9 protein-coding genes are annotated in these 10298 nt (G+C 71.6%); 3 read left to right on the plus strand and 6 right to left on the minus strand.

The genetic code is table 11. The features are described 5' to 3' along the window. Positions 1 to 367: 367 nt before the first annotated feature. A complete protein-coding gene (locus ACEYYH_RS00150) occupies positions 368 to 574 on the plus strand; it encodes a cold-shock protein (protein WP_109208752.1) in 207 nt (68 codons plus the stop codon). A gap of 91 nt (positions 575 to 665) precedes the next feature. Here ACEYYH_RS00150 and ACEYYH_RS00155 read toward each other — a convergent pair whose 3' ends face one another. From ACEYYH_RS00155 to nucS, 5 genes are all read right to left on the minus strand, one after another. Next, a complete protein-coding gene (locus ACEYYH_RS00155) occupies positions 666 to 2780 on the minus strand; it encodes a bifunctional lysylphosphatidylglycerol flippase/synthetase MprF (protein ID WP_374976305.1) in 2115 nt (704 codons plus the stop codon). Between the two features lie 84 nt (positions 2781 to 2864). Then, positions 2865 to 4148, minus strand: coding sequence for a hypothetical protein (locus ACEYYH_RS00160; protein ID WP_374976306.1), 1284 nt, complete (start codon positions 4146 to 4148; stop codon positions 2865 to 2867). After that, positions 4141 to 4860 carry an HAD hydrolase-like protein gene (locus ACEYYH_RS00165; protein ID WP_374976307.1) on the minus strand — a complete coding sequence of 240 codons (720 nt, stop codon included), beginning with the start codon at positions 4858 to 4860 and terminating at the stop codon, positions 4141 to 4143. Before ACEYYH_RS00165 ends, ACEYYH_RS00160 begins: the two co-directional genes overlap by 8 nt. 10 nt (positions 4861 to 4870) lie before the next feature. Then, positions 4871 to 5437, minus strand: coding sequence for a MarR family winged helix-turn-helix transcriptional regulator (locus ACEYYH_RS00170; protein ID WP_374976308.1), 567 nt, complete (start codon positions 5435 to 5437; stop codon positions 4871 to 4873). 131 nt (positions 5438 to 5568) lie between these two features. Next, positions 5569 to 6264 (minus strand): endonuclease NucS, encoded by a 696-nt coding sequence (nucS, locus tag ACEYYH_RS00175; protein WP_045302045.1) that lies wholly within the window; start codon positions 6262 to 6264, stop codon positions 5569 to 5571. A gap of 141 nt (positions 6265 to 6405) precedes the next feature. Here nucS and ACEYYH_RS00180 point away from each other — a divergent pair, with 141 nt between their 5' ends. After that, entirely contained in the window at positions 6406 to 7725 is a 1320-nt protein-coding gene (locus ACEYYH_RS00180; RefSeq protein WP_374976309.1) for a MinD/ParA family protein, read from the plus strand. A 68-nt stretch (positions 7726 to 7793) separates the two neighbouring features. Here ACEYYH_RS00180 and ACEYYH_RS00185 read toward each other — a convergent pair whose 3' ends face one another. Further along, positions 7794 to 9023 carry an MFS transporter gene (locus ACEYYH_RS00185; RefSeq protein ID WP_374976310.1) on the minus strand — a complete coding sequence of 410 codons (1230 nt, stop codon included), beginning with the start codon at positions 9021 to 9023 and terminating at the stop codon, positions 7794 to 7796. Positions 9024 to 9085: 62 nt separating this feature from the next. Here ACEYYH_RS00185 and ACEYYH_RS00190 point away from each other — a divergent pair, with 62 nt between their 5' ends. After that, positions 9086 to 10153, plus strand: coding sequence for a LacI family DNA-binding transcriptional regulator (locus ACEYYH_RS00190; RefSeq protein ID WP_374976311.1), 1068 nt, complete (start codon positions 9086 to 9088; stop codon positions 10151 to 10153). The last annotated feature ends 145 nt before the right edge of the window (positions 10154 to 10298 follow it).

The following is a 10298-nucleotide window of genomic DNA, read 5'->3' on the forward strand; positions in this document are numbered from 1 at the left end:
GAGGATTCACGCGCATAGACCCGCTTGAGCGGGCCTTCAGGGGGTCCCCCCGGACTCCGCCCGACTCCGTCAGAAAGTGCGGAAACGCTGAGGATCCGGCCTCGCCCTTGGGCTGATATATCGGTACCATGATCTCTGTCCACGTTTACGACGTGGCCTATCCGGGGGGATCCGTCGACGCCCGGGCTTTCGAGCCAAGCTCAGCCCGGGCGGACGATGGGACATGGATGAGGAGCCCTGCGGTCCACCGGTTGCTCTGCAACATTTGTGTCACCTTCGCAACTGGGTCTCGCCGCGAGCCGTCGTCTTCACTACGTTGGATTGCAATCGCCGCAATCGCGACGAGATCAACGAAGAACGGCAAGTAATGAGCACGCAGGGCACCGTCAAGTGGTTCAACTCGGAGAAGGGATTCGGCTTCATCGCCCCCGATGAAGGCGGCGCAGACGTCTTCGCGCACTACAGCGCAATCCAGTCGGGTGGATACCGCTCCCTCGAGGAGAACCAGCGCGTCGAGTTCGAGATCGCGCAGGGACCCAAGGGCCTCCAGGCCGAAAACATCCGCCCGCTCTGAGCGGCGGACCGATCGCTTCACGCGGTCGAAGCCGCGGTATCCCACTGGTGGGTGCCGCGGCTTCGTCGCGCGCGAGTGACCGGATCGCGGGTCAATCCCGCTCGCCGCGCACGAGTTCGAGACCCGCTCCGGCGAACTGACGCAGCGTCGCGTCGGGCAGGAACGCCCGTGTGAGCGCTCCGCCGATCCGCGTGAGGTCGCTCTCGTCGCGGTACAGCAGGTACAGGGTCTTGTACCGCGGATGGAACTTCTCCTTGAAGCGGTGCAGCGAGCGGAATCCGTACACCGGCTCGAGCGCGTCGGCGAGCTTGTCGCTGAGCGCGGCGATCATGCCGGCGTCCGGCGGGTAGTCGTGGGCGAGGGGCGCGCCCGACAGTGACATGATCTCGGCGCCCTCGTCGGAGAAGAGCCTCGCCGACGAGCCGATCAGGAACTCCATCACGGGGCCGAAGCCGCCCTCGCGCCGGCGCATCAGGTCGAGGGTCCACCCTCGCACCGCTCCTTCTTCGCTTCCGCGGCCTTCCCCGCCGCCCCGGGGCCTGCCGCCATAGACCGGCAGCCACGACAGGAATCCGTCGACGTCGCCGTTCGGCGCGAGCGCCAAGGCGAGGCGCACCTCCGGGTCCTCCGCCTCGACGAGCGTGCCCAGCGTGAACCCCATCTCGGGAAGGCCCTTGTCGCCGACCCACATCTCCGAGATCGCGCGCAGCTGCTGCTGCACGCCCCACGACTCATCCTTGAGGTGGGTCATGCGAAACGTCATCTCCTCGCGCCCCGCCCGGTTGAGCGACGAGCGCACCGAGTTCCACCGCTTGCCGGTGAACTCGAGGCCGGGCAGGTCCACGATCGTGTCGTCCGCGACGACCAGGCTCCGCCACGACGCCGGCACGGCGGCACGGGTGGCCTCGTCGGCGCTGAAGAAGCACGGGATCAGCCCCGCCCGCTCGGCATCGTGGATGAATTCCTGCACGGATGCTGCGCGCGACGCCTCGGGACCGATCGGGTCTGCGAGGGCCAGCGCCACTCCCGCGCGGCGCTGGTAGGCGACGATGCTGTCGGTCGTGCGCGCGTAGCTGTTCCCCTCCCAAGTCGTCATCCACGAGAGCGTTCCGCCGCCGTGGGTGTGCAGCATCCGTTTCACGTCCTCGATGCCGGGAGCGGGCTGCCGACCGATGCGCGACCGGCGCCGCGCGCGGAAGGCGTGGCGCACCCAGATCAGGTAGATGAACATGAGCAGCCACATCACGCCGCTGGCCAGAGACAGCTCGGTCTCGCCGTCGATGGTCGCCTCGACCTGCGCCTCGGAGGCGATGATGATGGCCGCGGCGACGAGCAGCGCGGTCACGATGTTGAAGATCGCGAGGATCACGGCGAGCACCCACGACCAGCGACGACCGCGGCGCAGCCCGTTCGCGATGATCAGGATGATCACGACGTCGATCAAGAAGTCCCAGAAGCCGCCCGAGGCGGGCTCGGTCGGTCCGAACGGGCCGTCGGTCGGCACCAGGATCGTGATGACCTCGACAGCGCCGAGCACGAGCACCGAGATGAAGGCGATGAGCCGCTGCTCGCGCATCGTGGTGTGCTGGACGCGCAGCGACCGGTCGACGAACAGCACGAGCAGCACGGCGAGCAGGTGCTCGAGGTCGGCGAGCGTGCCCCAGAAGATCATCGCGATGAAGACGAAGCCGAGCAGAACGAGCCAGGCGCGCACGCGCCAGGGGCTCCGCAGCAGGCCGACGGCCGCTGCGATGCAGGCCATCGTGCCGCCCGAGGGGCCGACATCCAGTGCCGCGGCCTGGGTCTGCGCCCAGCCCCACGACGCGATCGCGGAGCACCCCCACAGCACGAGAGCCGTCGCGAGGATCGCGAACAGCTGGCCGACCCAGTAGTAGGCGAGGGCCACACGCGAGCCGCGCCGGAACTCGAGGTACGCCATGCCGACGAAGCTCGCGATCGTGAACACATAGACCCACGGCGCGTTGACGAAGAACGTGCCGGTGACCGGCGTCCACCATCGGCCCGCTTCGAAGGCGGGGAGGCCGTACGCGACCGCGTCGAAGAGGTCGGAATCCTCGAACGGCCGCCACAGTCCCTGCCACACGACGCCCGCGACGAGGATCAGCGCGATCATCGTGAGTGTCGCCGGAATCCGCCCCACTCCGGCAAGCACGCGGTTCGGTCTCTGAGTCGCCCCGTCGCTCATGCGTTCAGGGTAGCGGCGGGCTACGCCGGTGTGTCGGACCTGGTGTTTCTCGTCGGTGCGGCGCGTGTCGACTGGCAAGCTCGTTCAGCGACCGGGGGGTGAGGCGGAGCCGGCCTGGCGGGCGAAGTCCGCGAGGGCCTTGGCGTCCTCGGCATCGCGCATCGCCCGGCGCGCGGCGTCGAGCGCGGCCACCGGGTCCTGCGCCTGGCGGGCCCGGGCGAGCTCGCGCTGGGCCGAGAGCAGCCGCGACCGCGCATCGGCTCCGGCACGTGAGCGGGACACGGATGCCTCGGCCTGCGCCAGTGCGCCGCGTGCGGCGGCGAGCGTGCCCGGGAGGGCGGTGCGCGCGCCGCGCAGGCGCTGCTGCGAGGTGCGCGCGTCGCCCAGGGCGAGGTCGAGCCGGCTGCGCAGGCGCGCGATGGCCTCGACCGTGCGGGTGGGGTGGCGGGCAGCATCCGTCTCGATGCGGTTCAGCTCGTCGTCGAAGGCGTGCAGCTCCGCGCCGAGCCGTGCGGCGTCGGGAGCGTCGAGGTGCTCGCGCGTGACGGAGGCCTGGCGCAGCGCCGTGCGCGCCGACGCGACCTCGTCCGGCACGGCCTGCGCAGCCTGCAGCACGAGACGGTGCGTCTCTTCGAGGTTGCGGGCGTCGGCCTCCGCCTGGCGGAGCGCCCGCTCGGCGGCGGCGAGGTCGGGGAGGGCGCTCAGCGACGGGTCGGCGGCGCGGGCCGCGGCGGCGTCGAGGTGGCGTTCCGCGGCGGACACCTGGGACAGCGCGGCGTGCGCCGAGCGTGAGGCATCCCGCCATTCCTCCTCGGCGAAGCGGGACGAGAGCTCGGCGACGAGCGCGGCCGGGTCGCCCATCGACGCGGTCAGCTCAGCGAGGCGGCGGCGGGCGGCGTCGATCTGCCCGGCCGCCGACACGTTCGCGGTGACCCACGCGCCGTGCTCCCGGCGGGCGGCGGCGACCGTCGCGAGAGCCTCGCCCGCGCGGCGCTCGATGCGCGCCGCGACGCGGTGGACCTCGTGGGGGGCGATGGCGGGATCGCTGATCGCGCGGTAGTCCTCGAAGGCGTCGTCACGCACGTGCTGCGCCGTGAGGCGTGCCCGCCGCAGCGACGCCGGGGCGTCGCCGCCGTAGAGGGCGCCCGAGAGGCCGACTTCGAGGTCGAGCTCGCCGACCTCGTCGTCGAGCTTCACGAGCGTCGCACCCGCCTTGGCCCGCTCCTGCTCGGCGCCGGCGCGGGCACGGGGCGAGCGCCGCGCGCGGCGGACGGCCCACGCGATCACCGCGACGACGATCGCCGTCACGCCGAACACGACCAGGGCCGGCACCAGCCACCCCAGGATCGTGGCGGCGAGCTCAGGCATCGGCGACGCCGGCGGTCGTGGTCGTCCCTTCGTCGGCGTACTCGCCGAACAGCAGCAGCGCACGCAGCTGGTCGACGTCGTCGACCACGGCCTGCGCACCCTCTGACTCATGCGGCCAGCTGAAGCCCCACCGCACGAAGATCACGGGAACGCCCTGTTCCGCGCCGCCCTCGACGTCGTGGTGACGGTCGCCGACGAGCACCGGGCGGCTCGTGTCGACCCCCGCCGCGGCGAGGCGGCGCAGCGCTTCGGCGACGATGTCGGACTTCGCGCTGAGCGTCTTCTCGTCCGGGGTCGCACCGACGATCGCGGTGAGCGAGGTGGACAGGTCGAAGTGGTCCATCAGAGCGACGACCTGCACCTCGGGCTTCGAGCTGGCGGTGGCCTGCGGGATGCCGGCGGCCGCGACATCCGTGATCAGCTCACCCATCCCCGGGAACAGCTTGGCGCCGGTCGTGTACCCGTCGGTCTTGTTCAGCCCGCGGTAGAACGCGACGGCCTCGGCCGACTCCTCGGGCGTCATGCCGACGTTCACCTGGAACGACTCGTACATCGGCGGCCCGATCCAGTGCACGAGCTCCGCGCGGGTCGGCGGACGCTTGCCGAAGTGCTCGAGGGCGATCGTGAGGCGGCGGAGGATGCCGTCGGACGCGTCGACGATCGTTCCGTCGACATCCCACAGCACACAGGTCCACGGCGATCGGCTCGGCATGAGGACCAGCCTATGCGGAGGCGGGCCTGCGTTCCGAGACGGGGCGGTGCACGCGGGCCAGGCGAGCCATCATGCGCCGCAGATCCTCGATCTCGGCGGGAGACCAGTCGGCGAGCAGGGTCCTCATGTTGGACTCGGCCGTCGACATGATGCGCTCGCCGATGCGGCGCCCCTCGTCGGTGAGCGCGACGAGCACCCCTCGATCGTCGGCGGGCGCGGCGACGCGCACCACCAGGCCGGCGTTCACGAGGCGTCCGACGATCTTGCTCATGTTGGTCGGCGTCATACCGAGCGCGAGCGACAGTTCGACCGGCCGCATGGCGCCGTTGTACGACAGTTGGTTGACGACGAGGAACATGCCCATGTCGTCCACCGGGAACGACACCCGCGCCATCACGTCGCGCCGCACCCCGGTGCTGTCGGCCCAGTGCACGATCGAGGCGAGCGACAGCCGGAGGTCGAGCGGGTCGGGCGCGATGACCGGGCTCAGGTCTGCCGCGCCATCGCGAGCGAGCGCTTCCCGGCGACTCGCCGAAGGCAGGCGTTCGGCGCGGCCCTTTGTGGCGATTCGCCACATCGCGCGAGAGGGACAGTTCCGGCGACTCGCCAAGACCGTGTTCACGAGCCGGTCCTTTGTGGCGAGTCGCCAAATCGCGCCAGGGGAGGAGACCGCGCCCGTCCGAAGACGAGGAGAGAGTGCTGGGAGGTCTAGAACAGGCGCGGGGCGCCGGACTCGATGCCCTTCATGCCCTCGTAGTCGAGCGTGACGCAACGGATGCCGCGATCCGCGGCGAGCACCTTGGCCTGGGGCTTGATCTCCTGGGCGGCGAAGACGCCGGTGACCGGGGCGAGGTGCGGATCGCGGCCGAGCAGCTCGAGGTAGCGCGTGAGCTGCTCGACGCCGTCGATGTCACCGCGGCGCTTCACCTCGACGGCGATGGTGCCACCTTCGGGGTCGCGCAGCAGGAGGTCGACAGGGCCGATCGCGGTCGGGAACTCGCGGCGCACGAGCGTCAGGTTCTCGCCGATGACGTCGACCTGCTCGGCCAGGAGGCGCTGGAGATCCGCCTCGACGCCGTCCTTCTGCAGTCCCGGATCGATGCCGAGTTCGTGCGACGAGTCGTGGATGACCTCGTAGATGCGCACCAGCAGCGCGTCGCCGGTCTTGGCGTGCGTCACGCGCCAGTGCTCGAGCACGCCGGCGGATGCCGACTCCTCGTCGGGCACCTCGACGTCGAGGCGGCACGGCGGGCTCATCCAGTTGAGCGGTTTGTACGAGCCGCCGTCGGAGTGCACCAGCAGCGAGCCGTCGCCCTTGTGGACGAGCAGGCGGGTGGCGAGGGGCAGGTGGGCGTTGAGCCGCCCGGTGTAGTCGACGGAGCAGCGGGCGATGACAAGACGCACCCGAAGAGCCTAGCCTCCCGCATCAGCTTGCCCGCAGGCTCGTCGGATAGCCTTTGCCCTCGGTGCCCGCGCGCTGTCGTGCGTCCGTGCGACCCCCAGACCCCGGCCCCCACCGCCGCCCCTTCGTCCGGAGAAGAACCGATGAACTCTCGTCACCCCGACGCGACCGTCCATATCCTGTCCAGCACCGTCGCCGAGCTGCACGTCGGCAGCGACGTGGCGGAGGTCGTCGCCCCCGACAGCCTGGCGCTCCGCGACCGCGTGGTCGAGGAGATCCGTCAGCTCGCAGCATCCAACGGCGAACCGGCCCACGCGACGCTCGTCGAGGGCTCGTCCCGCTGGCCTCTTGTGGTGCACCCCGACGGCACCTTCGACGAGGCGTTGGAGGAGGCGGCGGTCGACACGACGGCGGTGCCTGTGGTGGCGGCGCCTGCGCCCGCTCCGGCCCCGGTGTCGGCTCTTCCTGTCACGGCGCCGACCCCGGTGCCCGCGGTGCCGTCGGCGGTCCCGGTCGCCGAGGATCCGGCGCGCCCGACCGTGCAGGACCTGCTCGATTCGCGCACGGGCGGCGGTCGCCCGCGCGCCACGATCGGCTGGCAGGGCGCGGTGCGCCGCGCGACCGGCGGCCTCATCTCGCCCGCGCCCGGCCGTGTCGAGCGGTCCCGCCTCGACCGTGAGAAGCGCGTTCAGCGTCGCCTCGACGCCCCGCGCACGATCGTCGTGCTCAACCCGAAGGGCGGCGCGCACAAGACGACGAGCACCCTGCTGCTCTCCGCGACGTTCGGGACGCTGCGCGGCGGAGCGACCCTCGCGTGGGACAACAACGAGACCCGCGGCACGCTCGGCTGGCGCGCACAGCACGCCCCGCACCACCGCACCGCAGTCGACCTCCTCGAGGACCTCGACGAGGCCTCGAACTTCCGCGGGTCGAGCCTTGCGGCGCTCGACCACTATGTCCGGACGCAGGTCGACGCGCGCTTCGACGTGCTCGCGTCCGACGAGGACGCCGCGGCCTCCTCGACGATCGACGCAGCCGCGTTCGATCGGCTCCACGCGCTGCTGCGCCGCTACTACCGCCTGATGATCGTCGACACCGGCAACAACATGCGCGCGTCGAACTGGGTCGCGGCCGTCGCCGCCGCCGACCAGCTCGTCATCGTGTCGACCGTCCGCGAAGACACGGCGGCCAGCGCCGCGTGGCTGCTCGACGGCCTGCGCGAGAAGGGCTTCGGCCGGAAGATCGACGAGGCCGTCACCGTGCTGACGGCGCCGTCCTCGCGCCCCGACCGCAAGCTCGAAGCGCGCCTCTCGCAGCACTTCGAGCAGGTGACGTCGGCCGTCGTGAACGCGCCGTTCGATCCGTCGCTCGTCGACGGTGGGCCGATCGACTTCGACGCGCTCTCCCCGGAGACCCGGGACGCGTGGCTCACCGTCGCCGCGACGGTGGCCGATCGGCTCTGACCTCAGCTGATCCGGGTCCGGTCACCGCGGACGGCGCGGACGGCGCGGACGGCGCCGACCGCTCCGGCTCAGTGGTGGGCGTGGCCCGCACCGACCTTGGAGCCTGCGATCGGCTTCGCCGCGCCCGAGGCGAGCCCCGACATCGCGATGAGGGCGACGATGATCCACAGGGTCGGCAGGATGCCGATCTCGTGGCTGATCCAGCCGAGGATCGGCGGACCGCAGAGGAACGCGAGGTACCCGATCGTGGCGGCCGCCGAGACGGACGCCGCTGCCTTCCTCGGGTCGTCCGCCGCCGCCGACATGCCGAGGGGGAAGCCGAGCGAGGCGCCGGCGCCCCACAGCGCGATGCCGACGAAGGCGATCGGCAGGTTCGGCGCGAGGATGAACATGACCAGGCCGACGCCCGCCGCGATCGACAGGAGGCGCAGCGACCACACGCGGCCGATGCGATCGACGAGCGGACCGCCGAGGATGCGGAACGTCGTCATCGCCACCGAGAACACCGTCAGCGCGATGGCGCCGACGGCCTCGGTCTGGTCGTGGCCGTCGACCATCGCGATCGTGAGCCAGTCGTTCGCGCTGCCCTCGGCGAAGGCCATGCCCAGCATGATCGCGCCGATCGCGTAGGTGCGAGGGTCGCGCCAGACGGCCAGGACCTCGGCGAACCGCTCGCGGCGCGTGATGCTCGTCGCGGGGTCGTCGTGCATGCTCTCGCGCACGGGGACGGCCCGCAGCGACAGCAGGCCGGCCGCGGCGACGAGCAGTCCGGCGGCGCCGAGATGCCAGCCGACGCCGATGCCGAGGGCCGCCATCGCCACACCGAGCCCGGCGCCCGCGACGGTGCCGAGGCTGAAGAACGCGTGGAACAGCGGCATGAGCGTGCGCTCGAACGCCTGCTCCACCGCGGCCGCCTCGACGTTCATCATGACGTCGGTGGCGCTCATGCCCAGGCCCATGAGCCCGAGTCCGACAGCGGCGGCGACGTACGACTGCGCGAACTCGACGCCGACGCCCGCGACCACGACGCCGAGCGCGAACGTGATGATCGTCGCGAACATGCCGCGCCGTGCGCCCCAGCGCGCGACGATCACGTTGGCGAGCGACAGGCCCAGGATCGACGTCGCACCTGCGACGAACAGGAGGACGCCCACCTGGAGGTCGTTGATGCCCAGGTCCACCTTGACCGCGGGGAGGCGCGACGCCCACGACGCGAAGCCGACGCCCATGATGAGGAAGATCGTGAAGATCGCGGTGCGCCAGGCGACCAGTTGCCGACGGGTGAGCGCGGTGTCCATCCGCACATGCTACCGAATCGATTCGACATCACTCGTTCGGGACGGGCTACGATCGCGACAGCATGAGCCGTCAGGACACCGGCATCCGCCGCGCCACGATCTCGGACGTCGCCCGCGAGGCAGGCGTCTCGCCGTCGACCGCGTCCGTGGTGTTCAGCGGAAAGACCCCGGTGTCGGACGCGACCCGCCGTCGCGTGCTCGACGCGGCAGCCGCGCTCGGCTACACCGGACCCGACCCGCGTGCGGCCTCCCTGCGCCGCGGCCGCTCGGGAATCGTCGGGGTGGTCTTCGAGGAGCATCTGGGCACGGCGTTCCTCGACCCGGTGAAGACCCTCATGATGGACGGTCTCGCCGACGCGGTCACGCCGCTCGGCGCCGGGCTTCTGCTGCTGCGAGACCACGAGCCCACCGGGAGCGGCCCCTCGCTCACCACCGCACCGCTCGACGCCGCGGTGCTCATCGGCTGCAGCGGCCTGCTGCGCGAGTCCCTCGAGACCGTCAAGGCACGAGGCATCCCGGTGGTCGTCATCGAAGGGGATGCCGGAGACGACGTGCCGCGCATCGGGCTCGACAACCGCGAGGCCCAGCGCCAGGCGGCGAGCCACCTGCGCGCGCTGGGGCACCGCGAGGTGGCCGTCGTGACGCTTCCCGCGCGGGTCGACTGGCAGCGCGGCTGGCTGCACGACGACACGGGGATCACCGTCGACGTCACCCGCGAGCGGCTCGCGGGCGCCCTCGACGTCTTCCCCGACGCCGCCGCGTTCGCCGCCGCCGGGAGTTTCATCGACGAGGGGTTCGCGGCCGGCCGCGAGATCTTCGCCGACCCCGAGCGGCGCCCCAGCGCGGTCATCGCGCAGAGCGACCTGCTCGCGGCCGGCGTGATCCGGGCGGCCGAAGAGGCCGGCCTGCGCGTGCCGGAGGACGTGAGCGTCACGGGCTTCGACGGCATCGTCGTCGACGGCCTCGCTCCGTACGAGCTCACCACCCTGGTACAGCCGGCGACCGACAAGGGCCGCGCGGCCGGCGCCGCCGTCGCCGCGATGCTCGAGGGAACCCCCGCGGCGTCGATCCGGTTCACCTGCACCTTCCGCGAGGGCAACACCACGGGACCGGTTCCCGCCTCCGCCTGACACGGGGCTCCGCACTGCTCCCGGGCCGGCGATGTATGCCGTCCGGGCGATCGGGCGCGGCGCGCCCGTTAGGATGGTCACAGACACCCCGATCGCCTGGGCTGTGCGCCGTCCTCCTCTGATGTGCGCGTGCCGACGAACCCGA

Origin of the sequence: Microbacterium trichothecenolyticum (assembly GCF_041938625.1) — a bacterium.
In the GTDB taxonomy this organism is placed as follows: domain Bacteria; phylum Actinomycetota; class Actinomycetes; order Actinomycetales; family Microbacteriaceae; genus Microbacterium; species Microbacterium trichothecenolyticum_D.

What these genes read in the sequence shown, in the direction of transcription:
- ACEYYH_RS00165 (WP_374976307.1), bottom strand. Translation starts at nt 4,860, where the DNA reads ATGCCGAGCCGATCGCCGTGGACCTGTGTGCTGTGGGATGTCGACGGA.
- ACEYYH_RS00155 (WP_374976305.1), bottom strand. Translation starts at nt 2,780, where the DNA reads ATGAGCGACGGGGCGACTCAGAGACCGAACCGCGTGCTTGCCGGAGTG.
- ACEYYH_RS00185 (WP_374976310.1), bottom strand. Translation starts at nt 9,023, where the DNA reads ATGGACACCGCGCTCACCCGTCGGCAACTGGTCGCCTGGCGCACCGCG.
- ACEYYH_RS00150 (WP_109208752.1), top strand. Translation starts at nt 368, where the DNA reads ATGAGCACGCAGGGCACCGTCAAGTGGTTCAACTCGGAGAAGGGATTC.
- ACEYYH_RS00190 (WP_374976311.1), top strand. Translation starts at nt 9,086, where the DNA reads ATGAGCCGTCAGGACACCGGCATCCGCCGCGCCACGATCTCGGACGTC.
- ACEYYH_RS00180 (WP_374976309.1), top strand. Translation starts at nt 6,406, where the DNA reads ATGAACTCTCGTCACCCCGACGCGACCGTCCATATCCTGTCCAGCACC.
- ACEYYH_RS00160 (WP_374976306.1), bottom strand. Translation starts at nt 4,148, where the DNA reads ATGCCTGAGCTCGCCGCCACGATCCTGGGGTGGCTGGTGCCGGCCCTG.
- ACEYYH_RS00170 (WP_374976308.1), bottom strand. Translation starts at nt 5,437, where the DNA reads ATGTGGCGAATCGCCACAAAGGGCCGCGCCGAACGCCTGCCTTCGGCG.